24 protein-coding genes and 1 pseudogene are annotated in these 23,423 nt (G+C 62.4%); 9 read left to right on the forward strand and 16 right to left on the reverse strand.

Annotation, left to right across the window (positions count from 1 at the left end; translation table 11 throughout):
- Positions 1-2 precede the first annotated feature (2 nt).
- Both FJW07_RS14250 and ugpC read right to left on the reverse strand, forming a co-directional pair.
- Entirely contained in the window at positions 3-455 is a 453-nt protein-coding gene (locus FJW07_RS14250) for an RbsD/FucU family protein (protein WP_140783277.1), read from the reverse strand.
- Between the two features lie 27 nt (positions 456-482).
- On the reverse strand, positions 483-1,541 hold the full coding sequence (gene ugpC / locus FJW07_RS14255) for a sn-glycerol-3-phosphate ABC transporter ATP-binding protein UgpC (RefSeq protein WP_140783276.1): 1,059 nt from the start codon (positions 1,539-1,541) through the stop codon (positions 483-485).
- Between the two features lie 280 nt (positions 1,542-1,821).
- Here ugpC and FJW07_RS14260 point away from each other — a divergent pair, with 280 nt between their 5' ends.
- The 3 genes from FJW07_RS14260 (at position 1,822) to FJW07_RS14270 (ending at position 5,724) form a co-directional block, all read left to right on the forward strand.
- A complete protein-coding gene (locus FJW07_RS14260) occupies positions 1,822-3,486 on the forward strand; it encodes a sugar ABC transporter substrate-binding protein (protein WP_140647812.1) in 1,665 nt (554 codons plus the stop codon).
- A 195-nt stretch (positions 3,487-3,681) separates the two neighbouring features.
- Entirely contained in the window at positions 3,682-4,797 is a 1,116-nt protein-coding gene (locus FJW07_RS14265) for a sugar ABC transporter permease (RefSeq protein WP_140646116.1), read from the forward strand.
- Between the two features lie 9 nt (positions 4,798-4,806).
- Positions 4,807-5,724: a carbohydrate ABC transporter permease gene (locus tag FJW07_RS14270; RefSeq protein ID WP_140857105.1), complete on the forward strand. Its 918-nt coding sequence runs from the start codon at positions 4,807-4,809 to the stop codon at positions 5,722-5,724.
- A gap of 47 nt (positions 5,725-5,771) precedes the next feature.
- On the opposite strand, the gene FJW07_RS14275 is transcribed toward FJW07_RS14270, so the two are convergent.
- A complete protein-coding gene (locus FJW07_RS14275; RefSeq protein ID WP_140709720.1) occupies positions 5,772-6,515 on the reverse strand; it encodes a creatininase family protein in 744 nt (247 codons plus the stop codon).
- Positions 6,516-6,518: 3 nt separating this feature from the next.
- A pseudogene (locus FJW07_RS14280) lies at positions 6,519-7,084 on the reverse strand (SIS domain-containing protein).
- Between the two features lie 176 nt (positions 7,085-7,260).
- On the opposite strand from FJW07_RS14280, the gene FJW07_RS14285 reads away from it, so the two are divergent.
- Positions 7,261-8,283, forward strand: coding sequence for an aldo/keto reductase (locus tag FJW07_RS14285; RefSeq protein ID WP_140857107.1), 1,023 nt, complete (start codon positions 7,261-7,263; stop codon positions 8,281-8,283).
- A 69-nt stretch (positions 8,284-8,352) separates the two neighbouring features.
- Here FJW07_RS14285 and hupB read toward each other — a convergent pair whose 3' ends face one another.
- The 4 genes from hupB to clpP all read right to left on the reverse strand — a co-directional run bounded on the left by hupB (position 8,353) and on the right by clpP (position 13,709).
- Positions 8,353-8,625 (reverse strand): DNA-binding protein HupB, encoded by a 273-nt coding sequence (gene hupB / locus FJW07_RS14290; protein ID WP_027166452.1) that lies wholly within the window; start codon positions 8,623-8,625, stop codon positions 8,353-8,355.
- Positions 8,626-8,821: 196 nt separating this feature from the next.
- On the reverse strand, positions 8,822-11,233 hold the full coding sequence (gene lon / locus FJW07_RS14295) for an endopeptidase La (RefSeq protein ID WP_140646121.1): 2,412 nt from the start codon (positions 11,231-11,233) through the stop codon (positions 8,822-8,824).
- A 274-nt stretch (positions 11,234-11,507) separates the two neighbouring features.
- Positions 11,508-12,782 carry an ATP-dependent Clp protease ATP-binding subunit ClpX gene (clpX, locus tag FJW07_RS14300; RefSeq protein ID WP_140646122.1) on the reverse strand — a complete coding sequence of 425 codons (1,275 nt, stop codon included), beginning with the start codon at positions 12,780-12,782 and terminating at the stop codon, positions 11,508-11,510.
- 291 nt (positions 12,783-13,073) lie between these two features.
- Positions 13,074-13,709, reverse strand: a complete 636-nt coding sequence (gene clpP / locus FJW07_RS14305; protein ID WP_140646123.1) for an ATP-dependent Clp endopeptidase proteolytic subunit ClpP — start codon at positions 13,707-13,709, stop codon at positions 13,074-13,076.
- Between the two features lie 344 nt (positions 13,710-14,053).
- Between clpP and FJW07_RS14310 the strand changes: the two genes are divergently transcribed.
- A complete protein-coding gene (locus tag FJW07_RS14310; protein WP_140857108.1) occupies positions 14,054-14,641 on the forward strand; it encodes a hypothetical protein in 588 nt (195 codons plus the stop codon).
- 135 nt (positions 14,642-14,776) lie between these two features.
- Here the strand turns inward: FJW07_RS14310 and FJW07_RS14315 are convergent, their stop codons facing one another.
- Complete coding sequence (locus FJW07_RS14315; RefSeq protein ID WP_027166457.1) at positions 14,777-14,980, reverse strand: DUF3126 family protein; 204 nt, start codon at positions 14,978-14,980, stop codon at positions 14,777-14,779.
- 150 nt (positions 14,981-15,130) lie between these two features.
- Positions 15,131-15,979 (reverse strand): serine O-acetyltransferase, encoded by an 849-nt coding sequence (gene cysE / locus FJW07_RS14320; protein WP_140646125.1) that lies wholly within the window; start codon positions 15,977-15,979, stop codon positions 15,131-15,133.
- Between the two features lie 121 nt (positions 15,980-16,100).
- On the opposite strand from cysE, the gene FJW07_RS14325 reads away from it, so the two are divergent.
- Complete coding sequence (locus FJW07_RS14325) at positions 16,101-16,706, forward strand: hypothetical protein (RefSeq protein ID WP_140857110.1); 606 nt, start codon at positions 16,101-16,103, stop codon at positions 16,704-16,706.
- Positions 16,707-16,799: 93 nt separating this feature from the next.
- Entirely contained in the window at positions 16,800-17,765 is a 966-nt protein-coding gene (speB, locus tag FJW07_RS14330; RefSeq protein WP_140857112.1) for an agmatinase, read from the forward strand.
- Between the two features lie 34 nt (positions 17,766-17,799).
- Here the strand turns inward: speB and FJW07_RS14335 are convergent, their stop codons facing one another.
- The 4 genes from FJW07_RS14335 to FJW07_RS14350 form a co-directional block, all read right to left on the reverse strand.
- A complete protein-coding gene (locus FJW07_RS14335; RefSeq protein WP_140857114.1) occupies positions 17,800-18,300 on the reverse strand; it encodes a GNAT family N-acetyltransferase in 501 nt (166 codons plus the stop codon).
- Between the two features lie 22 nt (positions 18,301-18,322).
- Positions 18,323-19,090 carry an alpha/beta hydrolase gene (locus tag FJW07_RS14340; protein WP_140783268.1) on the reverse strand — a complete coding sequence of 256 codons (768 nt, stop codon included), beginning with the start codon at positions 19,088-19,090 and terminating at the stop codon, positions 18,323-18,325.
- Between the two features lie 16 nt (positions 19,091-19,106).
- Positions 19,107-19,601 (reverse strand): DUF192 domain-containing protein, encoded by a 495-nt coding sequence (locus FJW07_RS14345; RefSeq protein WP_140857115.1) that lies wholly within the window; start codon positions 19,599-19,601, stop codon positions 19,107-19,109.
- A 114-nt stretch (positions 19,602-19,715) separates the two neighbouring features.
- The gene (locus FJW07_RS14350; protein WP_140646193.1) at positions 19,716-20,309 is read right to left on the reverse strand and encodes a cold-shock protein; all 594 of its coding nucleotides are present in this window, start codon (positions 20,307-20,309) and stop codon (positions 19,716-19,718) included.
- A 259-nt stretch (positions 20,310-20,568) separates the two neighbouring features.
- Here FJW07_RS14350 and gloA point away from each other — a divergent pair, with 259 nt between their 5' ends.
- On the forward strand, positions 20,569-21,009 hold the full coding sequence (gloA, locus tag FJW07_RS14355) for a lactoylglutathione lyase (protein ID WP_140857117.1): 441 nt from the start codon (positions 20,569-20,571) through the stop codon (positions 21,007-21,009).
- Between the two features lie 222 nt (positions 21,010-21,231).
- Positions 21,232-21,519 carry a DUF2218 domain-containing protein gene (locus tag FJW07_RS14360; protein ID WP_140646131.1) on the forward strand — a complete coding sequence of 96 codons (288 nt, stop codon included), beginning with the start codon at positions 21,232-21,234 and terminating at the stop codon, positions 21,517-21,519.
- A gap of 89 nt (positions 21,520-21,608) precedes the next feature.
- Here FJW07_RS14360 and FJW07_RS14365 read toward each other — a convergent pair whose 3' ends face one another.
- Positions 21,609-22,166 carry a DUF1697 domain-containing protein gene (locus FJW07_RS14365; RefSeq protein ID WP_140857119.1) on the reverse strand — a complete coding sequence of 186 codons (558 nt, stop codon included), beginning with the start codon at positions 22,164-22,166 and terminating at the stop codon, positions 21,609-21,611.
- Complete coding sequence (gene ilvA, locus FJW07_RS14370) at positions 22,163-23,419, reverse strand: threonine ammonia-lyase IlvA (protein ID WP_140857121.1); 1,257 nt, start codon at positions 23,417-23,419, stop codon at positions 22,163-22,165. Before ilvA ends, FJW07_RS14365 begins: the two co-directional genes overlap by 4 nt.
- Positions 23,420-23,423 lie beyond the last annotated feature (4 nt).

Here is a 23,423-nt window from a genome sequence, read left to right on the forward strand (position 1 = left end):
CCTTACTCCGCATCCGGCGGCACGACGCCCTTGCGGAAGGCAAAGCAGCCATAGAAGCGGCGCTCACCGGTCTGGATCACGCAATAGGCTTTCTTGGAGCGCTCGTAGAAGGCATAGCGCTCGATCGAGATCATCGGCCAGGGCTTGCCCTCGGCCGCGTCGATCTCCTTCTGCACCTCCCTCTGCACCGGCGGGATTTCGTTCGGCTTGCCGACGATCTCCATGCGCGCCGCCGCATCGTTGACGAAAGTATCCAGCGGCAAGACCGACAGCACCGCCTTCACCACTTCGGCCGCCGTCGCATCGATGCGCAACAGCTTGCCGAGCACGGTTTGCCGCGCCACCGAATCGGACGGGAAATTGGTGTCGGCGATGATCAGGTCGTCGCCATGGCCCATCGCCCGCAGTGCCTGGAGCACATCTGCATTGAGCAGCGGATTGATCCCTTTGAGCATGGTTTCCTCTTGAAGGGTTGTGTGCGGTCAGAGACGCTTGCCGGTCCCGGCGTCGAAGAGGTGGACCTGGTCGAGACGCGGCTTGAGCTTGAGCGTGTCGCCAGGCTTGAAGTCGTGGCGCTCGCGAAACAGCGCCACCATCTCGCCCTCGCCGAAGCGCACGAAGGCCAGCGTCTCGGAGCCTGTCGGTTCGACCACCGAGACGGTGGATGCGACGCCGTCCGGATGGATCTCCAGATGCTCCGGCCGCACGCCGTAGATAACGGGCTGGCCATCCTCGGCAGCAACTCCCGACGGCATCGGGAATGCCGTGCCCGCGATCTCGACGACCGGCTTCTCAGCCTTCTTCACGGTGCCCTTGAGCAGGTTCATCGAAGGCGAGCCGATGAAGCCGGCGACGAAAAGGTTCGCCGGCCGATCGAACAGCTCAAGCGGGGCGCCGACCTGCTCGATGCGGCCGTCGCGCATCACGACGATCTTGTCGGCCATGGTCATGGCCTCGATCTGGTCATGGGTGACGTAGATGGTGGTCGTCTTCAGCCGCTGGTGCAGCTCCTTGATCTCGGTGCGCATCTGCACGCGCAGCTTGGCGTCGAGGTTGGAAAGCGGCTCGTCGAACAGGAACACCTGCGGATTGCGCACGATGGCGCGGCCCATGGCGACGCGCTGGCGCTGGCCGCCGGAAAGCTGGCGCGGGTAGCGCTTGAGGTAGGGCGCGAGGTCGAGGATGTCGGCGGCGCGCTTGACGCGTTCGGCGACGACGGCCGGATCGGTGCCGCGCAGCTTCAGCGCGAAGGCCATGTTCTGCTCCACCGTCTTGTGCGGATAGAGCGCATAGTTCTGGAACACCATGGCGATGTCGCGCTTCGCCGGCGGCAGGTTGTTGACGACGCGGTCGCCGATCGAAATCGTACCGCCGGAAACGGTCTCCAGCCCGGCCACCATCCTCAAAAGCGTGGACTTGCCGCATCCTGACGGACCGACCAGAACGACGAACTGTCCGTCGGCAATATCGACGCTGACCTCATGCAGGACCTTGACGGTTCCGAACGCCTTGGCCACACTGCTGATCGCGACTTGAGCCATCGTCTCCCCTTTATCGTTTGCGGTGAAGCTAGCCATTGCCAACGGCGACGGCAAGTCGGTATCTTATAGATAAAAAGCCAATCTTGTTGACAAGGTAATCGATTACGCGAATAGTGGCGAGTGCCAATCCGAGAGCAGGCCTGTTACCCTGAAATCGGAGCTCCGGCGACGCAGGGTGGGGTCCCACGTCCGGTATGATCGAGGAGAACCGAGAGACGTTTCGACGTCCGAGAGATTGGCACTTCAATTCAATGGCTGTTGTTCTGGGAGGAACCTGTAGATGAGAGTCGATCTGTATGAAAAACTGATGCGCGCCGGAGCGAACCGCCGCGATCTGCTGAAGGGCGCGGCCAGCATGGCCGCGATCGCCGCCGCCTCCGGCGCCGGGCTCGGCGCGCTGACGAGGCCGGCCGCTGCCGATGACGACCTGCGCAAGAAGATCCTGCAGATCCCGGGCGTCGGCAAGGGCCAGCCCACTGACGCCGACTTCCAGAAGGTCGGCGAGCTCTGCCTCGAAGCGACCAAGGCCAATGTCAAGGAAGGCGAGTTCGCCGGTGTCGAGCTGACCTTCATGGGCCTCAACAACCAGAACCTGCACAATGTGCTGTTCCGCGGCTTCCTGAAGCCATGGGAGGCCTATACGGGCGCCAAGATCAGCTGGATCGACCTCGCCCAGGCCGACTACAACGCCCGCCTGCAGCAGTCGATCGCCACCGGCACCGTCGATTTCGACATCATCGAGATGGGTGCGCCCTTCGAAGGCGATGTCTGCGGCAAGGGCCTCACCTCCGAGATGCCCGACTGGGTCAAGAAGCAGATCGACTTCGACGACCTCGTCAACTACCTGAAGCCGCCGGTCGGCACCTGGGACGGCAAGCAGTATCGCGTGACCATCGACGGCGACACGCACAACTTCAACTACCGCACCGACGTGTTCGCCGATGCCGATCTCGCCAAGCAGTGGAAGGACAGCGGCGCCACCACCGAATGGGGGGTGCCGAAGACCTGGCAGGAAGTGCAGGCCGTCACCAAGTTCCTCAAGGGCAAGAAATTCAAGGGCCAGGACGTTTATGGCTATCTCGACGCGCCCAAGCCCTGGGGCGGTTTCGGCTTCTACTTCCTCGGCAGCCGCGCCACCGCCTACGCCAAGCATCCCGACGACAAGGCCTGGCTGTTCGATGCCGACACCATGAAGCCGCGCATCAACAATCCAGCCTGGGTGCGCGCCATCCAGGACGTGATCGACGCCCTGCCGTCCGAGCCCGCCGACCAGATCAACGCGGATCCCAACACCACGGCCTTCCAGCAGTTCCTGGCTGGCACCGGCTCGATGATCCCCTGGTGGGGCGACGTCGGCTCGAACGTCAAGACCAATGACTCCTCGGTCATCGGCGACGTCACCGGCTTCTCGATCCTGCCGGGCTCCGACGACGTCTACAACTCCAAGACCGGCAAGTGGGACAAGCTTGCCAGCGGCCCGAACTATGCGCCGAACTGCGCCTATCTCGGCTGGGGCGTCTATGTCATGGCCCGCGTCGACAAGGACGAAAAGAAGAAGAAGGCGGCATGGTCGGCCGCCGCGCATCTCGGCGGCAAGGACCTGTCGATCTGGACGGCGATGTATCCGTCGGGCTTCCAGCCCTACCGCAACTCCCATTTCAACATTCCGGAATGGGTGGCGGCCGGTTACGACGAGGCCTTCATCACCTCCTATCTCAAGTCGGAAGGCGATTCCTACAACCACCCGAACGCCGCGATCGAGCCGCGCATCCCCGGCATCTTCCAGTACTACTCCGCCGCCGAGGACATTCTGGCCAACACCTTCGCCGGCAAGATGAAGGCACAGGAAGGCGCCGACGCCATCGCCGCGGCCTGGGAAAAGCTGACCGACCAGATCGGCCGCGAAAACCAGGTCAAGCTCTACAAAGCCTCGCTCGGCATGTAGGCTGGCTTGTGAGACGTCGCGGCCCGGTGGCACATCGTCACCGGGCCGCGTCTTTACCGGCTTGGCCGGTTTGATGCGTTAGAGCAATTCCAGGAAAAGTGTGAGCGGTTTTCCGTCCGGAATTGCGTAAAAACAAAGAGATAGAGCGGTTCACCGTTTCCGTGAAACGGTGAAGCGCTCTAGAAGGCGAGAGGCGTGGCTGAGCAGATTTCGACCGCGAATGCGTGGCCGGCGAATCCGGCCGATCTGATCCCGGCAGGCCGCAAGCGCCTCGGCTGGGGCCTGCTGGCCCTCGCGACGCTTGGCCTGCTGGCGATCATCATCGTGCAGGTCCTCTACAAGACCGAAATGTCCACGGTCGGTTTCGACACCTGGCGACCGGTGATCTACGCTTACATCTTGTGGGGCGCAGCGCTCGGCGCCTGGCAGGTGCTGACGCGTGGCGAGGACGGGCAGCGCGCGCTGTTCCTTTTGCCGGCGCTGCTCTTCACCATCGCCATGGTGATCTTCCCGACCCTGTTCGGCTTCTACATCGCGCTCACCGACTGGAACCTCAGCTCGTTTACCGGACGCAGGTTCAACGGCCTCGACAATTTCTGGCAGATGCTGGCCGATCCCTACTACCGCAATGCGCTGTTCAACATGGTGCTCTACGTGCTCGCGGTGCTGGTCGAATATGTCATCGCCTTCGGCCTGGCGCTGCTGCTCAACGCGCAGATCCGCGCCCGCAAATTCTTCCGCGTCGTCTTCCTTTTGCCGCTGATGCTGTCGCCGGTCGCGGTGTCCTGGATGGTCGGCAAGTCGCTGATGGAATACCGGTTCGGACCGGCGGCGACGCTGGCGCGCCATCTCGGCTGGGACAATCCCGCCTTCTTCTCCGATCCGATCACCGCCCGCATCTCGATCATGATGCTCGACGCCTGGACCTTCATCCCGTTCATGATGATCATGCTGCTTGCCGGCCTGCAGGCGATGTCGCGCGAGGTTCTGGAAGCCGCCCGCGTCGACGGCGCAACCGCATGGCAGACCTTCTGGCAGGTCACCTTCCCGCTGATGCTGCCGGTGTCGGTGACGGCCGTGATCCTGCGCATCATCTTCAAGCTGAAGCTCGCCGACATCATCATCACCTTGACCTCCGGCGGCCCCGGCGGCGCCACCGATTCCGTGTCGAGCTTCATCTATCGCGAATATCGGGACCGCTCGAATGTCGGCTACGGCACCATGCTGGCCATGGCCTATCTCATCATCATCGTCGTGTTCGTGACCTGGCTGCTGAAATTCGCCAGTCGCTTCGTGCGCAACGTCAACTGAGCGGCCGTCATGAGCGTCCAGACCACCGACTACACCGTTTCCGAAATCCGCTCGCCGGCGGCCTTCATCGCCAGCCGCGTCTTCATCTATGGCGCGCTTATCTTCTGGGCTTTCGTCTGTCTGTTCCCGATCTACTGGACGATCACCACCTCGTTCAAATCGGCGGTCGACGTCACGCAAGGGCATCTCATTCCCTTCGTCGACTTCCAGCCGGACTGGAAAGGCTGGCGCTCGCTCGGCCTGTCGCCGGATTCGATCTTCCAGACATCGACCGTGCGCGACGAATTTCTGAAACGGTTCATGAATTCCGTCATCACCTCTGTCGGGGCATCGGGCCTCGCCATCATCATCGGCAGCCTCGCCGCTTATGGCCTCACCCGCTATCGCTACAAATTCGCCTGGTTCAAGAACGAGGACATCTCTTTCTTCTTCCTGTCGCAACTGATCCTGCCGCCGGTCGTGCTGGCGCTCCCCTTCCTGGTGCTCTACCGCGAAGTCGCCCTCCTCGATACGCGCATTGGGCTTGTGCTCCTCTACACGCTGATGGTGCTGCCGATCGTCATCTGGATCATGCGCGACCAGTTCAACTCTATTCCCGTCGAATTGGAGGAGGCCGCTTTGGTCGACGGACTGTCGATCTGGGGCGCCTTCTTCCGCATCGTCATGCCGATCGCCCTGCCCGGCATGGTCGCCGCATTCATCCTGGCGATGGTGCTGTGTTGGAACGAGTATTTCTTCGCCGCCCTTCTGACGTCGACGGACGCCAAGACAATCCCCGTCATGGTGGCGAGCCAGACCGGCTCGCAAGGCATCAACTGGTGGTCGATGGCGGCCTTGGCCACGGCCGCGATCACGCCGCTGGCGATCATCGGCATCGCGCTCGAGCGCTATCTGATCATGGGCATGACGGCCGGCTCGGTGAAATAGGCGCCTTCCCCTTCTCCCCTTGTGACCCCTTGTGGGAGAAGGGAGAGCTAGGCCTGCAGGATCGACCGCAAATGGTCGAGGATCATGGCGACGCCGATCTTGCCGAGACCCGCGGAGGCTTCCGCGGCGCCTTTAGTGTACCAGCCGGTGTTGTCGGCGAAATGCTTCTCGTCCACCGCCTCCGGGCATAGGGCTAGCATCAGCGATGTCTCGCCGATGCCGGCATGGTCGAACGGGTATTTGCCGTTCATCGCGGCTGGCATCAGCGGATGCACCTGCACCCAGTTGAAGACATTCTCGCCCTGGGCGTGGCCGGCATAGTAGTCGGCCATGGTGTTCGAGCCCCACCAGCCCTCGCCGCGCTCCTTTTCGAGGAAGCGAAAGATCGCCTGCCGGCCGGCGGTCTTGAAGGCGAGATCGGTCGGCATGCCGGCCGCGAAATTCTCGGTCTGATGATGGATGATGGCGTGGATGTTGCGGAAGCCGATGCGCAGCAGGCCGTAGAACAATTCCTCCGCGAAAGGCGAAAGCGCCGGACCGCCGACCTGCACCGAGCCGCTGCCTTCCGGCGGAGCCACCGCATAGCTTGCCGCGCCGTAGTAGAAGGGCGGCAAAATGACGATGTCCCTCTCCTGCTCGATCAGTTCCACCGTCTTGATGACGGCCAGCGTGTCCATGCCGACTGCCATGTGCTCGCCATGGTATTCGAGCACGCCGAGCGGCAGAACGACCGGCCAGTTCTCCTCGATCGCCTTGCGGATCTGGTGCGGCAGCATCAGCTCGTAGCGCATCCCCTACTCCATATTGGTGTGCCTGGCGCGCATCGCTTCCGGTGTCGCCCCGGTCAGCGCCTTGAGCTTCAGCACCATGATTTCGAACAAAAGGAACAATGCGCCTTCGAACAGCGAGCCCATCGGCAGCACCGAGGTTCGGGCGGCGCCCTGATCGCTGGCCATCGTCTGCGCGGGATGAGCAGCGTGAAGTCGGCAAACTTCGCGGCGCTGCCTTCCGGTTCTGCGGTCAAGAGCAGCACCTTTGCCCCAGCCGCGCGGGCAACCCGCATCAAGGTCAGCACCGTGGTGGTCTCGCCCGGCCCTGAACTCGCCAGGAAGACATCGCCCTGCCCCAATGGCGGCGTGGTCATGTCGCCGACGACCGAGACCGACAGGCCGAGATGGTAGAGCCGCATGGCGAAGCCCTTGACCTGCAGCGCCTCGCGGCCGCAGCCATGGACGGCGATCCTGCCGGCGCCGGCAAGCATTGCGCAGGCGGCGTCGATTTGGGCTTCATCCGTGCGCGCCAGCACCGCGCCAAGCTCATTCAGCGCGGTCGCGAACATACCTGATCCGGCTTTGGTCATGATGGCTCACCCTGCCTGCGGAGGTATCGCTTGGCTTTGTGATGTGCTGCCGCGAAAGGCTTGTTTTGTTTATGCTACCACCGCGAAAATCGCTGTCCAACGAGCCTCGGCACTTTTGCTGGGCCACGAGCGTGATAGTGTCAAGTCAGACAAATCGCTCCGGGACATCGTCAGACATGAAGACACGGCATTTCGACCGCATCGGCAATGGCGGCATCACCTTCACCGAGCTCGGTTTCGGCACGGCGCCGCTCGGCAATCTCTACCGCGCCATCTCCGACGAGGACGCCAACGCCACCCTGCAGGCGGCATGGGCGACCGGATGCCGCTACTATGATACGGCCCCGCTCTACGGCCTTGGCCTGTCTGAAACCCGCCTCAACCCGTTCCTGCGCGGCAGGAAGCGCGACGACTATGTCTTGTCGAGCAAGGTCGGCCGCATCATGCGCGTCTCTGCGCCTGACCAGCGCACCGGCATCGGCAAGTTCTTCGACACGCCGTCGCGCCGGGAAGTCTACGACTACAGCTATGACGGCGTCATGCGTTCCTTCGAGGCCTCGCTGGAGCGTCTGGGCGTCGACCGCATCGACATCCTCTTCGTCCACGACGTCGACGTCTTCACCCATGGCAGCAAGGAGGCCTCCGACGCCCGCATCGAGGAGTTCATGTCGTCGGGCTATTACGGGCTGCTTTCGCTGCGCGACCAGGGCGTCATCAAGGCCTTCGGTGGCGGCATCAACGAGTGGCAGGTCGCTCAAACCCTCGCCGAACGCGGCGACTTCGACCTGTTCCTGCTCGCCGGCCGTTACACGCTGCTCGAGCAGGAGGCGCTGCAATCCTTCCTGCCGCTTTGCCAGAAGCGCGGCATCGGTATCGTGCTGGGCGGCCCCTACAATTCCGGCGTGCTTGCGACCGGACCGAAGCTCGGAGCCTTCTACAATTACAGCGAGGCGCCGAAGGAGATCCTGGATCGCGTGGCGCGCATCGAAGCCGTCTGCAAGCGCCACGACGTGCGCCTGATCGAGGCGGCCCTGCAGTTCCCGCTGCAGCATCCTTCGGTGATGTCGGTAATCCCCGGGGGCCAGCGGCCAGCCGAGGTCGAAAGCAACCGGGCGCTGCTCAACACCAAAATACCTGCGGCGCTCTGGGTGGATTTGAAACAGGAAGGCCTGATGCGCGCCGACGCGCCGACTGCCTGAGCCGCTGCGAACAGCCGAAAAAAGAAAAGCCGGGCAAGCCCGGCTTTTCTGCTCTTAAAAGAAAAGGTCTTAGTTGACCGCGTCCTTGAGGCCCTTGCCAGCCGAGAACTTCGGCACGGTGCGGGCCGGAATCTTCACTTCCGCGCCGGTCTGCGGGTTGCGGCCGGTCGAAGCAGCGCGTTTTGACACGGTGAAATTTCCGAAGCCGACAAGCCGGACATCGCCGCCCTTCTTCAGTTCGCCAGTGATCACGGAGAACACCGCATCGACGGCTGACTGCGCATCAGCCTTCGAAATGCTTGCGGAGTCGGCGACGGCGGACACCAGTTCGTTCTTGTTCATAAAAATTCCCTTCCATGAGAAAACCGGAACTTACGACTCATCCGGCAGGAAACGGACTTTAGAAAGAAGCGCTCCGGAACCCAAGCCGAAAACCGCGGAATTCCGGGCTTTTTTCCATTTTTTCATGGCTTTTTCACATGAAAGAGCCGGGCTCAAGGCCCGGCTCTCTCTTTGTGCGCTGCAATGTTAGCAAATACTAATGAGCAAGCGACTTTCCGGCATCGTCGCCGCTGTCGACCGGAGCGGGCGCATTGACCGGCTCGACCCACTCGATCGGCTCCGGCATCCTGGTCAGCGCATGCGCGAGCACCTCGCCGACCCGCGAGACCGGGACGATCTCCATGCCGTTCTTCACATTGTCCGGAATGTCCGCCAGGTCCTTGACGTTCTCTTCCGGGATCAGGACCTTCTTGATGCCGCCGCGCAGTGCCGCGAGCAGCTTCTCCTTCAGGCCGCCGATCGGCAGGATACGGCCGCGCAGCGTGATCTCGCCGGTCATCGCCACATCGGCCCGCACCGGGATACCCGTCAGCACCGACACGATGGCCGTGGCCATCGCGGCACCGGCGGACGGGCCATCCTTCGGAGTCGCGCCTTCCGGCAAGTGGACGTGGATGTCGCGCTTGTCGAACAGCGGCGGCTCGATGCCGAAATCAATAGCGCGGGAGCGGACATAGGATGCCGCCGCCGAGATCGATTCCTTCATCACGTCGCGCAGATTGCCGGTCACCGTCATGCGGCCCTTGCCGGGCATCATGACGCCTTCGACCGTCAGCAGCTCGCCGCCGACTTCCGTCCAGGCAAGACCCGTGACCACGCCGACCTGATCGTCCGCCTCGACCTGACCGAAGCGGAAGCGCGGCACGCCGAGATAGTCGGCGAGGTTGTCCGCCGTGATCTTCACCGTCTTCTTCTTCGTCCGCAGGATCTCGGTCACCGCCTTGCGCCCGAGCTTCATCAGCTCGCGCTCCAGGCTGCGCACGCCGGCTTCCCGCGTGTAGGTCTGGATGATGCCGCGGATCGCGTCCTCGCCCACCGAGAATTCGTTCGGCTGCAGGGCATGGTCGCGGATCACCTTGGGCATCAGGTGCCGCTTGGCGATTTCGATCTTCTCGTCCTCGGTGTAGCCGGCGATACGGATGATCTCCATGCGGTCCATCAGGGGCGCAGGGATGTTCAGCGTGTTCGCCGTCGTCACGAACATCACGCTCGACAGGTCGTATTCGACCTCGAGGTAATGATCCATGAACGTCGAGTTCTGCTCGGGATCGAGCACCTCGAGCAGGGCCGAAGACGGATCGCCGCGGAAGTCCTGGCCCATCTTGTCGATCTCGTCGAGCAGGAAGAGCGGGTTGGACTTCTTGGCCTTCTTCATCGACTGGATGACCTTGCCGGGCATCGAGCCGATATAGGTCCGCCGGTGACCGCGGATCTCGGCCTCGTCACGCACGCCGCCGAGCGCCATGCGGATGAACTCGCGGCCGGTGGCCTTGGCGATCGACTTGCCGAGCGAGGTCTTGCCGACGCCGGGCGGACCGACGAGGCACAGGATCGGCCCCTTCAGCTTCTTCTGCCGGCTCTGCACGGCCAGATACTCGACGATGCGCTCCTTGACCTTGTCGAGGCCGAAATGATCGGTGTCGAGGACGTTCTGGGCGAAGGCCAGGTCCTGCTTGACCTTGGAATTCTTGCCCCACGGGATCGACAGCAGCCAGTCGAGATAGTTGCGCACGACCGTCGATTCAGCCGACATCGGCGACATCGAGCGCAGCTTCTTCAATTCGGCTTCCGCCTTTTCGCGGGCCTCCTTGGAGAGCTTGGTCTTCTTGATGCGCGCCTCGATCTCGGCGGCTTCGTCGCGGCCGTCCTCGCCCTCGCCGAGCTCCTTCTGGATCGCCTTCATCTGCTCGTTGAGGTAGTACTCGCGCTGCGTCTTCTCCATCTGGCGCTTGACGCGCGAACGGATGCGCTTTTCCACCTGGAGCACGGAGATTTCGGCTTCCATGAAGCCCATCGCCTTCTCCAGGCGCTCCTTGACGGAAAGTGTTGCGAGCATCTCCTGCTTCTCGGGGATCTTGATGGCGAGATGCGAGGCAACCGTATCGGCGAGCTTGGAATAGTCGTCGATCTGGCTGGCGGCGCCCACCACTTCGGGCGAGATCTTCTTGTTCAGCTTGACGTAATTCTCGAAGTCGGTGACGACCGAGCGGGCAAGCGCCTCGATCTCGACCTCTTCCTCTTCCGGTTCGGCGAGCGCGGTAGCGCGGGCTTCGTGGAAATCGGCGCGGTCGGTGAACGAGACGATCTTGGCGCGCGAGGCGCCCTCGACCAGAACCTTCACGGTGCCGTCGGGCAGCTTCAAGAGCTGCAGCACATTGGCGAGCGTGCCGATGTCGAAAATCGCATCGGGCTCAGGATCGTCGTCGGCTGCATTCATCTGGGTGGCGAGCAGGATCTGCTTTTCCTGACCCATCACCTCTTCCAGCGCCTTGATCGACTTTTCACGGCCCACGAAGAGCGGAACGATCATATGCGGGAACACGACGATATCGCGCAGTGGGAGGACTGCGAAAACGCCGTCGCCGGAAGCCTTGGATATCTTGGCCATTGTCCAACCTTTCATGTCGCGGCCGCTATTTTAGCCAACCGCGAATCTCATATTAACGACCGAGTGTCGTTCCGCCTACCACCGTTTGTGACGGGAGTTTTACAGCACAGAATTCGGCGCCTCGGCCTTCTGCTGTTAGGTGGATGCAGCCGAGGCAAAGATCAAGGGTTAACACGGTCACTCGACCTGTTCCATCGCATGCCTTCCCGCCTTTCACAGCAAAACGGCGCCACGCGGGCGCCGTTCCATGAAAATTATGGGGTCAAACGCCATTTCAGGCGCTGACATTGCCCTTCTTTTCCTTCTGCTCGGAATAGATGTAGAGCGGCCGGGCGTTGCCGGACACCACCTCTTCCGAGATCACCACTTCGCGCACGCCTTCCAGCGCCGGAAGCTCGAACATCGTGTCGAGCAGGATCGCTTCCATGATGGAGCGCAGGCCGCGGGCACCGGTCTTGCGCTCGATGGCGCGCTTGGCGATCGCCGACAGCGCGTTCTCGTGGAAGGTCAGGTCGACATTCTCCATCTCGAACAGCCGCTGATACTGCTTGACCAGTGCGTTCTTCGGCTCGGTCAGGATCTGGATCAGCGCCGGCTCGTCGAGGTCTTCCAGCGTCGCCAGGACCGGCAGGCGGCCGACGAATTCCGGGATCAGGCCGAATTTCAGCAGATCTTCCGGTTCGACCTGGCGGAACAGGTCGCCGGTGCGCCGATCCTCGGGCGAGGCGACGGTCGCGCCGAAGCCGATCGAGGTCTTGCGGCCGCGGTCCGAGATGATCTTGTCGAGACCCGCGAAGGCGCCGCCGCAGATGAACAGGATGTTGGCGGTATCGACCTGCAGGAATTCCTGCTGCGGATGCTTGCGGCCGCCCTGCGGCGGCACGGAAGCCACCGTGCCTTCCATGATCTTCAAGAGCGCCTGCTGCACGCCCTCGCCCGACACGTCGCGGGTGATCGAGGGATTGTCCGACTTGCGCGAGATCTTGTCGATTTCGTCGATATAGACGATGCCGCGCTGCGCCCGCTCAACATTGTAGTCGGCCGACTGCAACAGCTTCAGGATGATGTTCTCGACGTCCTCGCCGACGTAGCCGGCCTCGGTCAGTGTCGTGGCGTCGGCCATGGTGAACGGCACGTCGATGATGCGGGCGAGCGTCTGCGCCAACAGCGTCTTGCCGCAGCCGGTCGGACCGATCAGCAGGATGTTCGACTTGGCCAACTCGACGTCGTTGCTCTTGCCGGCATGCGCCAGGCGCTTGTAGTGGTTGTGAACCGCCACCGACAGCACGCGCTTGGCGTAGGGCTGGCCGATGACGTAGTCGTCGAGGACCTTGAGGATTTCCTGCGGTGTCGGCACGCCTTCGCGCGACTTCACCATCGAGGTCTTGTTCTCCTCGCGGATGATGTCCATGCACAGTTCGACGCACTCGTCGCAGATGAAGACCGTCGGCCCGGCGATCAGCTTGCGGACTTCGTGCTGGCTCTTGCCGCAAAACGAGCAGTAAAGCGTGTTCTTTGAATCACCGCCGCCGTTGCTGACCTTGCTCATTTTTCTGTCCTTTCACCAACGCCCGCCGGTGGTCTGGCTTTGAGTGACGTCTCACCAATCTATCGCGGGAATCCGCCACCGCCAGTGTCCCGGCTCACACAGCGCATTCCGTACGAAACACAAATCAGAAAACGCGGCAATGATTCGCAGCAACCCCACGCAAAGCTAAGCCGTCGAAAATCAACATAGCCTTAACGTAGGCAATCCCAACGCCTGTGGGAACAGCCAAATGTGGCCGAAATGCCGCAAGACGCGCCAAAACCGCGTTACGCTGCCATTTGCCGTCGATGCTCAGGCGGAAGCCGTGGCTGTCTCGACGGCTTCGCGGCTGGAAATGACCTTGTCGATCAGACCGAAGTCCTTGGCCTCGTCCGCGGTCATGAAATGGTCGCGGTCGAGCGTCTTCTCGATCTCGTCATAGCTCTTGCCGGTGTGCTTGACATAGACCTCGTTCAAGCGGCGCTTCAGCTTGATGATGTCCTGCGCATGACGTTCGATGTCCGAAGCCTGGCCCTGGAAGCCGCCGGACGGCTGATGGACCATGATCCGGGCGTTCGGCGTGGCAAAACGCATGTCCTTGTGGCCGGCGGTCAGGAGCAGCGAACCCATCGACGCGGCCTGGCCGATGCAGAGCGTCGACACCGCCGGCTTGATGAACTGCATGGTGTCGTAGATCGCCATGCCCGAGGTGACGACGCCGCCCGGCGAGTTGATATAGAGGTTTATTTCCTTCTTGGGGTTTTCCGCCTCGAGGAACAAAAGCTGTGCACAAACCAGCGTCGCCATCCCGTCCTCGACCGGACCGGTGATGAAGATGATGCGTTCCTTCAAGAGGCGCGAGAAAATGTCATAGGCACGCTCGCCGCGATTGGTCTGCTCGACCACCATCGGAACGAGGTTCATGTAGGTTTCAACGGGGTTCTTCATGGACTACCCTTGTTGGAGATGGATTCCGGCGCCTCGGTATATCAGCAATCGCGCGGAATCGTTCTGGATTGGTTACGACCTAAATAGGATGTCGGCTCACCCTAGCGCAAGGCCGCCTCTCCTAGCCATCTGGTCAAGTCGAGTAAAGCGCGGCAAGCCCGCAAAGCACGGGCGGCTTGCCCCCGTGAGGTGGGTCCGGTCGAGGTTGACGACCAAAGCCATTCGCAAGGTAGCAATTCCTTAACCGCGCCGCTTAACGAAAAGCCTTGAAATCGCTGTCCGCCCCCGGAGCTTCCGCTACAGTCCTGCGTTGTGAAGGCGTCCTTTTTCAACGGGGGAATGTCATGATCCGCAAAAGCTCCGCATCGCTGGCGGCAGTCGCGATGCTTGCCACCGTCTCTGAAACCGCCGCCGGCGGCCGCGCGCTCGAATGCTATGAGCCGATCCACAGGCCGGCGCTCTACGACACCGTTTACGAGGATGTGATGGTGAGCCCCGGCGGACAGGTCGTCGATTACGACGCGCCGATCTACGGCACCTACCAAAGCGTGGACCAGATCGCGCCGGCGCGCGTCACCTATGAGACCGTCCCGGCGGTGACACGCACGGTCTACCACACTTTCAAGGTCGACGATGGCGGTTATGCCTGGGAGTGGCGCGTCATCCACGGCCGCAAGGTGCTGTGCAAGGTATGGCGCAAGGCCCGCTATGCGCGCGTCGCCGAAACGGTCGTGGTCCAGCCGGAGCGCGTCCGGCGCGTCGTTCAGCCGGCGGAATATGAAGCGGTTGCCCACGAAGTGCTGGTGCGGCCGCAGCAAGTCCGCATCCGGGAAATCCCGCCTTCATACGGGACGGTGACGCGCCGAGTGGTGGTGCGGGAAGGTTCTACAAGCTGGCGGCGGGTGCATATCCCGCGGTACTGCCAGGATTAGAGCAATTCCAGGAAAAGTGCTTCGCGGTTTTCCGTTCAGAAATGCTTCAAAACAAAGCCCTAGACGGAATTTCACCTGTGGGCTGCAACCGGCCGGGCGGCGGTGTTCCGCTCCTCGGCCAGAGCTGTTGCTGGCTTAGGCCAGGTCGATGTCGAGAATGGCCATCGAGAAATTATAGTCGCCGTCGTCCTCATCCTTGAAGACGATGCCCAGGAACTCGTCGCCGACATAGACCTCGGCCGAGTCTTCCTTGCGCGGACGCGCCTTGACCTGCAGCTTGGGGTTCTGGAAGACGCGCTTGAAATAGGCGTCCAGCTTTCTGATTTCGTCAGGCTTCAAAAGTCTTCTCCGAAATGTCGGCCTCATGCGTTGGAAGGCGCTTCTGACACGCCAACAATGGCCATGTAAAGGCAAGCCGGCACAATTGCATAGGACAGGTCGGCCGAAAACCGGCGGCCGGATTTCGGCGGTTCCCGACGACGGCGGAAATCAGATGTCGAAGCTGACCACGTGGTCCATGCTCTGCGACGGCAGGAGCTGGTCCATCTGCCGCGAAGGCTGGTCGCAGCCGGTTTCCCCCACGACCCGGGCGGGCACGCCGGCGACCGTCTTGTTGTGCGGCACGGGCGACAGCACGACCGAGCCGGCGGCGATCTTGGAGCAATGGCCGATCTCGATATTGCCGAGGATCTTGGCGCCGGCGCCGATCAGCACGCCGCGGCGGATCTTCGGATGGCGGTCGCCACTGGCCTTGCCAGTGCCACCCAGCGTCACCCCATGCAGGATCGACACGTCGTCCTCGATGACGGCTGTCTGGCCGACGACCAGGCCCGTGGCATGGTCGAGGAAGATGCCCTTGCCGATGCGGGCGGCTGGATTGATGTCGGTCTGGAATACCGAGGACGAACGGCTCTGAAGATAGAGCGCGAAGTCCCTGCGGCCCTGGTTCCACAGCCAATGCGCCAGCCGGTGCGTCTGGATCGCGTGAAAACCCTTGAAATAGAGAACCGGCATGATGAAGCGGTCGCAGGCCGGATCGCGGTCGTAATAGGCCTGGATGTCGACGCGAACCGTCGTGCTCCACTCCGGATCGTCGTCCAGCATCGCCTTGAAGGTCTGTCGGATGAGATCGGAACCGATGTCCTGATGCGCCAGCCGTTCGGCAAGTCGGTGGATCACCGCTTCTTCCAGGCTCTCCTGGTTGAGGATGGTCGAATAGAGGAACGCCGCGAGCAGCGGATCGCGGTTCACCGCCTCCATCGCCTCGTCGCGGATCGACCGCCAGATCGGATCGACCGGCTGCACCATGCTGGGACGGGCAATCGTAATGCTGTTCATCGACGCTCTCCGGCCTTACTCATTCTGCGGCGGCACATATAGGCTAGATCATACCACGGTTGAACTCAATTTTCCTTAGTGCTTTGTCAAATGGACATGGTTCACGCAGATTCAAGCGACGATGGAAAACGAACCCTTGATCGACGAAGCGCTGAAAAGCGAGCTTGCAGCGCTCTACCAGGCTGCGGATCGCCACTATCACGGCTTGGCTCACATCGAAGCGATGCTGGCGCTGGCAAGCGAATACCGGCACCTTCTTGATGACCCGGAGGCCGTCGAAGCGGCGATCTGGTTCCACGACGCCATCTATGACAGCCGCGCCAAGGATAATGAGGCAAAAAGCGCCGAACTGGCCGAGAAAAGGCTCGCCGGGCGCGCCAACCCCCATCGCCTCGCTTGCATCGCGGCCATGATCAACGCCACCGCCACCCACCAGTTGCCGCCGTTCCGCGACGAGGACGCGCTCAACGATGCAGCTCTTTTGCTCGACATGGATCTGGCGATCCTCGGCGCCAGACCTGCGGTCTTCGATGCCTATGAGAAGGCGGTCCGGCGGGAATATGGCTGGGTGGAGGAGCCGATGTGGCGCGCCGGTCGAGCCGCCGTCCTCAAGAGCTTCCTGGCCCGCCAGCACATCTTCTATACGACGGAGTTTCGGGATCGGTTCGAGGCGCAGGCGAGGGAAAATCTCGGTCGTTCCCTGCAAGCCCTGCAAGACCAGCGCTGATAGGCCCATACTCCCGCTGGGCTTTGCCCCTATGCCTGAATTCCAGGCCCTGCGATCACTACGGAACGTGAACCGCTCCGGATGGCCGCCAGCATGGAAAACAGCTTCCACCAACCCGTCGACGCCGCGCAGGTACCGCGATTTGCCGGGCTTTCCACCTTCATGCGGCTGCCGGCCGTACCGACCGCGAAAGGGCTGGACATCGCCCTTGTCGGGATTCCATGGGATGGCGGCACGACCAACCGGGCCGGCGCCCGCCACGGCCCGCGCGAAATCAGGAACCAGTCGAGCCTGATGCGTCGCGTCCACCACGTCTCGGGAACCGAACCGTTCAGCATCGCCAATGTCGCCGACGTGGGCGATCTGTCGGTCAATCCCATCAACCTGCTGGACGGGTTGAAGCGCATCGAGGACGGCATTGCCGCGATCGTGGCGGACGGTGCCCTGCCGCTGGCCGCCGGTGGCGACCATCTGACAACGCTGCCGGTGCTGCGCGCCGTGGCCCGCAAGGCGCCTGTTGGCATGGTTCACTTCGACGCGCATTCCGACACCAACGATCGCTACTTCGGCGACAATCCCTATACGCACGGAACGCCTTTCCGCCGCGCGATCGAGGAAGGGCTGCTCGACCCCAAGCGGGTTGTCCAGATCGGCATCAGAGGCTCGATCTACGAGCCTGGCGAGCATGAATGGGCAACGTCACAGGGCGTGCGCATCATCTATATGGAAGAGTTCGTCAGACGCGGCGCCGCTTCCGTCATGCAGGAAGCGCGCGATCTTGTCGGCGACAGCCCGACCTATGTGACGTTCGACATCGATTGCGTCGATCCGTCCATGGCCCCCGGTACCGGAACGCCGGAACTCGGCGGCTTCACGACGCGCGAGGCGCAGGAGATGGTTCGATTGCTGGACGGATTGAATTTCGCCGGCGCCGATGTCGTCGAGGTCGCGCCTCCGTTCGATCTTGCCGGCATGACGGCGCTGGCCGGCGCAACGATGATGTTCGAGCTGCTGTGCGTTATGGCGAGGTCCCTCGCCGACAGGAGAGCGCGCGGCTAGGGCGATTCCAGGAAAGGCGCGCAGCGCCTTCCGACTAATCCGGAAAGGTCTCGACCCGCTCGGCGTAGCCTCTGAATCCCGCGCGCCCGTAAGCCGACTGGGCAGCCGGATGATCATAGGTATCGGTGTGAAGCCAAAGCCTTTGCGGCCCGTGCGACCACGCCGAGCGCAACGCCCGGTCGAGCAGGAACGGCCCCAATCGCTTTCCTTGAAAAGCCGGGACCAGTCCGAAATGAACGAGCTCGATAGCCGCTTCGCCGACATTGTTGAATTCGCAGAAGCCAGCGGCTTCGCCATCGACGCGCAGCACATGGATATGCGTGGCGTCATCGGCGAGCAGCGTTTCGAGTTCCGCTTCCGGCATGCGCAGACGCTGGTCCCATTGCACCGGTCCGCCGACCGCGCGGTAGAGATGGAGATAGCTTGAAAGACCGATACTCTCGCGCGCCACGATGGCGCCGGGCGAAGGTGACGCAAGCGGAGCGCCCTGAGGCGGCGCCGGCATCTCCATATAGGTGACGAGCAGATCGACCATTGTGAGCCGAGGAGCGCCGCGCTTAGAGCGGGTTTTCGGCGTAGAACTCGAGCACGCGCTGCTTGAAGCTCTTGTCGCCGACGGCGAGCATGTGGTCGCGGCCCTCGATGTGAAAGGCCCTTGCGTTCGGCATCAGGGCTGCGAGTTCGTCGGGCGAGCCGCCGATGTCGTCCTTCGTGCCGACGGCGATCAGCGTCGGCTGGGCGATGCGGGCCATGTCGTCCTCGCTGAGCAGCTCGCGCGACTTGGCGATGCAAGCCGCGAGCGCGCGGCGGTCGCTGCGCGTCTGGTCGGCGAAGGCGCGGAACGAGCGGCCGCGCGGATGCGTGGTCTGGGAGGGGTCTTCCGCCAGCAGGGCGGCCGCGATCGGATCCCAATCGCCGACGCCGTCGACCATGCCGATGCCGAGGCCGCCGAACACCAGCGTGGCCACCTTCTCCGGATCGGAGAGCGCCAGGAAAGCCGAAACGCGCGCGCCCATCGAATAGCCCATGACATGCGCGCGCTCGATGCCGAGATGATCGAGCAGCGCGGCCGCGTCGGACGCCATCTTTTCTGGCGTGTAATCGGCCTCGTCATAGCTCTTCGACGACGAGCCGTGGCCGCGATGGTCGAAGGCGATCGCCCGGTAGCCGGCGTCGTTCAGCGTCTTGAACCAGCCCGGCGAGACCCAGTTGACATAGTGGCTGGAGGCAAAGCCGTGGATCATCAGCACGGGGTCGCCCTGCCCCGAGGCCGGCTGGCGATCGAGATAGGCGAGTTCGAAACCGTCATGGGAAAAGAACTGCATCGGCAGATTTGCTTTTTCAGTTGGCGCCAGTGCCAATAGCCGGGTGGCGCAATAGATCGCCTTCCTTGATGCCATCCCGGGCGGCTGTGCCGGCCTTGAGTTCAAGCACGAAGCGCACGGGTTGTCCCGGCGAGATGATCGCTTCGGATTCGGGCTCGCCGCGCTTGATGGCTTTGATCCTGCCGTCCTGGCCGATGAAGATGAGGTCGAGCGCCATTGGCGTGTTCTTCATCCAGAAGTCCACCTCATCCGTTCTTTCGAAGACGAACAACATACCGTGATCGTCTGCCATGGTCCGGCGAAACATCAGTCCCGCCTCGCGTTCGGCCGAGGTATCGGCGATCTCGATGGAGAAGGAACGCTCGCCCGAACCGGTCGACACCACAAGCGGTGTCCGGTCGGTCGGCAGCAGCATCGCATCCGCCGAACTCGGCTTCGCAGCGATGAAATAGGCGGCGAAAACGATCGCGGCGCAGAATACGCCCGCGGTCAGCCAATTGCGATGAGCCATGGGTTACCTCGTCCAGACGCTCGTCCTAAACCATGATCCGGACAAGTGGAACCGGTTTTCGGACAAGATGGTCGCGCCGCGGCAAAGGGACTTTTCGACTGCGTCGAGAAGCCCTCAGTGCGAGACCGACAAGGTACCCATATCGGGGTGGATTTCGGCGGCCATAAGGCCTTTGTCGCCGCGTCCGAAGCGGACGAGCACGACCTGCCCGGGCCGGAGCTCGGTTATGCCGTAGCGCCGCAGCGTCTCCATGTGGACGAAGATATCTTCTGTCTCCTCGCCCCTCGTCAGGAAGCCGAAACCCTTGGTGCGATTGAACCACTTGACCAAGGCCCGCTCGAGGCCGCTCTCCGGGTTGACGGTAACGTGGGTGCGCTGTTCCTGCTCTGCCGGGTGGACAGCCGTCGAGGCATCCATGGAAAGGACGCGGAAAGCCTGCAAGCCGCGCTCGCCCTGTTTGACCAGGCAGACGACCCGCGCGCCCTCGAGCGCCGTCTGGAAGCCGTCCCTTCGAAGACAAGTCACATGGAGGAGAATATCGCCCGAGACGCCGTCGTCCGGAAGAATGAAGCCGTAGCCCTTCGCCACGTCGAACCATTTGATAGCGCCGGCGATTTCGACAAGCTCGGCGGGGTCGCCGCCATTGTCCCGCTGCAAGGCGTCGTCAAGGCTTCCGTCCCGCCTCGTAAAAGAGGCTTTTTCCCCCATAAGAATGCCCCCCTTTTCAACTGAACCGCAACTGATTCTTGCCAAGAGATTAACACTGCGACTTCCGGGGTGTGCAAGGGCTGACGTGCCTTTTTTCACCGTTCAGCACCGGAAAGGCTGAAATGTCGTTTGCCGGCGCTTCCGGAATCCGAAATCGCAAGGCCTGAAATCGATCGCGCCGCCGCTATTGTCGGACGATTGCCCTTTCCCCGGACGGCCCCTATGGTGCCCCGCAACCCAACACTTTGAGGAAGCCGCCATGCGTTACCTGCACACAATGGTCCGCGTCGCCAATATCGACCAGTCGCTCGATTTCTACTGCAATAAGCTCGGCCTGAAGGAGGTGCGCCGCTACGAGAACGAGCAGGGCCGCTACACGCTTGTCTTCCTCGCCGCGTCGGAAGACGAGCAGAGCGGCATCAATGAAAAGGCGCCGCTGGTCGAGCTGACCTACAATTGGGACCCGGAAGACTATAAGGGCGGCCGCAATTTCGGCCATCTCGCCTACGAGGTCGACGACATCTACGCCACCTGCCAGAAGCTGATGGACAATGGCGTGACCATCAATCGTCCGCCGCGCGATGGCAACATGGCGTTTATCCGCTCGCCGGACGGCATCTCGATCGAACTGCTGCAGAAAGGCCCGGCCAAGGCCAAGGCCGAACCATGGGCCTCGATGCCGAACACGGGGGCTTGGTAAGGCGGGCGATCCGGCGCCGATTTGACCGGCGACCGCCAGAGCAATTCCAGGAAAAGTGTGGGCGGTTTTCCGTTCGCAATTGCGTCAAAACAAAGAGATAGAGCGGTTCGCCGTTTCGGCGAAACGGTGGACCGCTGGCATTCCGCCAGGCCTTGCCTATCTATCTGCAACTGGCGCCAGCCTCATCCAGGCTGGCGTTTCTTCATCCGTCAGGAGAATTTCATGCCGATCAGCCGCGCCGATGTCGCCACGGAACATGCCAGCCGCTACCTGCAGCAGCTCTGCAAGCACTGGTCGCATAAATTCCCGGTCGAGTTCGACCCGCAGCACGGCGCCATCCAGCTCTCGATCGGCCGCACCGTGATGGACGCCGACGACAAGGCCCTGCACATCGCTCTGGCCGCCGACGACGAAGCTTCGCTGGGGCGGCTGGAGAGCGTCGTCGCCGACCATATCAAGCGCTTCGCCTTCCGCGAGGAATTGAGCTTCGACTGGCAAAAGGCCGCTTAAGTTCCGAAGCAATTCCAGGAAAAGTGCTTCGCGGCTAGGCTCGGCGACTTCGCCGTAGCCTTCCGTCCGGAATTGCGCACAATGATTGGTCAGCCGCCGGCCTTGCCGGCCATTTCGAGCAGCGCCATCACACTGCGCCAGTTGCGTGCCGTGCCCGGCACCTTCAGCGTGCGCGCAATGAGATTGGCGAAGACCGATTTGCCGAGCCCGTCCGGCGCATGGAGGTAAAGCACGTCGCCCTTGATCTCGAAGCGTTCGGGGCCGGTGCATTTGTCGGAGAGCCGCTGTGTCTCCTCTGCGGTCGGCTCGCGCTCCAACGCATAGGCATGGAGCTTGGTCGGTTCGCCGGCGACCTCGGGATAGGGATTGTCCTTCACCAGCCGCTCGAACCAGCCGGCATCGCGCACCATGATGCGCGAATGAAAGCCCCATTTCTTCTCGAAGGCCGCCTCGATCTCCCTGGTCAGCGTCGTCGCATCCTCCTTCTTCGCCCGGAACACGACATTGCCGCTCTGCACATAGCTCGCGACGTCGGCGAAACCGAGGCGTTCGAAGAAGGCCTTGAGCTCCGCCATCTTGACGATGCGGTTGCCGCCGACATTGATGCCGGAAAACAGCGCAACGAAAACCGTACCCTTTGCGCTCATATGATGAACCCCGCCAGCGTCTCGTTGTCGGTGATGTCTTGATATTGCACGCCTTCGGCGTCGAAGTTGGCTTTCAGCAGGTCGAAATTGCGCCGGTCCTTGGTTTCGATGCCGATCAGCACCGAACCGAAATTGCGCGCCGACTTTTTCAGATACTCGAAGCGGGCGATGTCGTCGTCGGGGCCGAGCATTTCGAGGAAATCGCGCAGCGCGCCCGGCCGTTGCGGGAAGCGGATGATGAAATACTTCTTCAGCCCCTCGAAGCGCAGCGCCCTCTCCTTTACGTCTGGCAGCCGCTCGAAATCGAAATTGCCGCCGGAGACGACAGCGACGATGGTCTTGCCCCTGATCTCCTTGCGCGAAAAATCCTTGAGCGCGTCGATCGCCAGCGCTCCGGCCGGCTCCAGCACGACGCCCTCGACATTGAGCATCTCGATCATGGTGGCGCAGAGCCGGTTCTCCGGGACCAGGCGGACGGCATCGGCGGTGAAGTCCTTGAGATGGCGCAACGGCTCGCGGCCGATCTCGGCCACCGCGGCGCCGTCGACGAAATTGTCGACCTTGGCGAGCTTGACCCGCTTGCCGCCGGCAAGGCTCTCGCGCAGGCTTGGCGCGCCCGCCGGCTCGCAGAACACGAAGCGCGGATCGCGATGCTGGTCGGCGAAATAATGCGTCACCCCGGCAGCCAGGCCGCCGCCGCCGACCGGCAGCATGACGATGTCGGGCACGCGGGCGCTCGGCATCTGGGACGCGATCTCGTAGGCGACCGTCGCCTGGCCCTCGATGATGTCCTTGTGGTCGAAGGGCGGCACCATATGCGCGCCGGCGGCCTCCGTGAATTCGAAGGCGGCGCGATAGCAATCGTCGAAGAAGTCGCCGACCAGCCTGATTTCGACGAAATCGCCGCCGAACAGCCGCGTCTTGTCGATCTTCTGCTGCGGCGTCGTCACCGGCATGAACACGACGCCCTTCTTGCCGAAATGGCGGCAGACGAAGGCAAAGCCCTGGGCGTGATTGCCTGCCGAGGCGCAGACGAACAGTTCGGCATTGTTGCCGGCGGCGAGCGCCTTGCGGAAGAAGTTGAAGGCGCCCCTGATCTTGTAGGAACGCACCGGCGTCAGGTCCTCGCGCTTCAAAAGGATGCGGGCGCCTGTCTTCTTCGACAGATAGTCGTTCTCCTGCAGCGGCGTTTCCGGAAAGATTTCGCGGATCGCCTCGGCGGCAGCAGCGACGCGAGAAGAGAAGCTGTTCAACAGA

The organism is Mesorhizobium sp. B3-1-9 (assembly GCF_006439595.1).
In the GTDB taxonomy this organism is placed as follows: Bacteria; Pseudomonadota; Alphaproteobacteria; order Rhizobiales; family Rhizobiaceae; genus Mesorhizobium.

What these genes read in the sequence shown, in the direction of transcription:
- FJW07_RS14345 (WP_140857115.1), bottom strand. Translation starts at nt 19,601, where the DNA reads ATGGCTCATCGCAATTGGCTGACCGCGGGCGTATTCTGCGCCGCGATC.
- FJW07_RS14360 (WP_140646131.1), top strand. Translation starts at nt 21,232, where the DNA reads ATGCCGATCAGCCGCGCCGATGTCGCCACGGAACATGCCAGCCGCTAC.
- FJW07_RS14340 (WP_140783268.1), bottom strand. Translation starts at nt 19,090, where the DNA reads ATGCAGTTCTTTTCCCATGACGGTTTCGAACTCGCCTATCTCGATCGC.
- FJW07_RS14270 (WP_140857105.1), top strand. Translation starts at nt 4,807, where the DNA reads ATGAGCGTCCAGACCACCGACTACACCGTTTCCGAAATCCGCTCGCCG.
- FJW07_RS14365 (WP_140857119.1), bottom strand. Translation starts at nt 22,166, where the DNA reads ATGAGCGCAAAGGGTACGGTTTTCGTTGCGCTGTTTTCCGGCATCAAT.
- FJW07_RS14310 (WP_140857108.1), top strand. Translation starts at nt 14,054, where the DNA reads ATGATCCGCAAAAGCTCCGCATCGCTGGCGGCAGTCGCGATGCTTGCC.
- cysE (WP_140646125.1), bottom strand. Translation starts at nt 15,979, where the DNA reads ATGAACAGCATTACGATTGCCCGTCCCAGCATGGTGCAGCCGGTCGAT.
- ugpC (WP_140783276.1), bottom strand. Translation starts at nt 1,541, where the DNA reads ATGGCTCAAGTCGCGATCAGCAGTGTGGCCAAGGCGTTCGGAACCGTC.
- FJW07_RS14275 (WP_140709720.1), bottom strand. Translation starts at nt 6,515, where the DNA reads ATGCGCTACGAGCTGATGCTGCCGCACCAGATCCGCAAGGCGATCGAG.
- hupB (WP_027166452.1), bottom strand. Translation starts at nt 8,625, where the DNA reads ATGAACAAGAACGAACTGGTGTCCGCCGTCGCCGACTCCGCAAGCATT.
- clpP (WP_140646123.1), bottom strand. Translation starts at nt 13,709, where the DNA reads ATGAAGAACCCCGTTGAAACCTACATGAACCTCGTTCCGATGGTGGTC.
- FJW07_RS14260 (WP_140647812.1), top strand. Translation starts at nt 1,822, where the DNA reads ATGAGAGTCGATCTGTATGAAAAACTGATGCGCGCCGGAGCGAACCGC.
- lon (WP_140646121.1), bottom strand. Translation starts at nt 11,233, where the DNA reads ATGGCCAAGATATCCAAGGCTTCCGGCGACGGCGTTTTCGCAGTCCTC.
- FJW07_RS14335 (WP_140857114.1), bottom strand. Translation starts at nt 18,300, where the DNA reads ATGGTCGATCTGCTCGTCACCTATATGGAGATGCCGGCGCCGCCTCAG.
- FJW07_RS14250 (WP_140783277.1), bottom strand. Translation starts at nt 455, where the DNA reads ATGCTCAAAGGGATCAATCCGCTGCTCAATGCAGATGTGCTCCAGGCA.
- speB (WP_140857112.1), top strand. Translation starts at nt 16,800, where the DNA reads ATGGAAAACAGCTTCCACCAACCCGTCGACGCCGCGCAGGTACCGCGA.
- gloA (WP_140857117.1), top strand. Translation starts at nt 20,569, where the DNA reads ATGCGTTACCTGCACACAATGGTCCGCGTCGCCAATATCGACCAGTCG.
- FJW07_RS14350 (WP_140646193.1), bottom strand. Translation starts at nt 20,309, where the DNA reads ATGGGGGAAAAAGCCTCTTTTACGAGGCGGGACGGAAGCCTTGACGAC.
- clpX (WP_140646122.1), bottom strand. Translation starts at nt 12,782, where the DNA reads ATGAGCAAGGTCAGCAACGGCGGCGGTGATTCAAAGAACACGCTTTAC.
- FJW07_RS14325 (WP_140857110.1), top strand. Translation starts at nt 16,101, where the DNA reads ATGGAAAACGAACCCTTGATCGACGAAGCGCTGAAAAGCGAGCTTGCA.
- FJW07_RS14285 (WP_140857107.1), top strand. Translation starts at nt 7,261, where the DNA reads ATGAAGACACGGCATTTCGACCGCATCGGCAATGGCGGCATCACCTTC.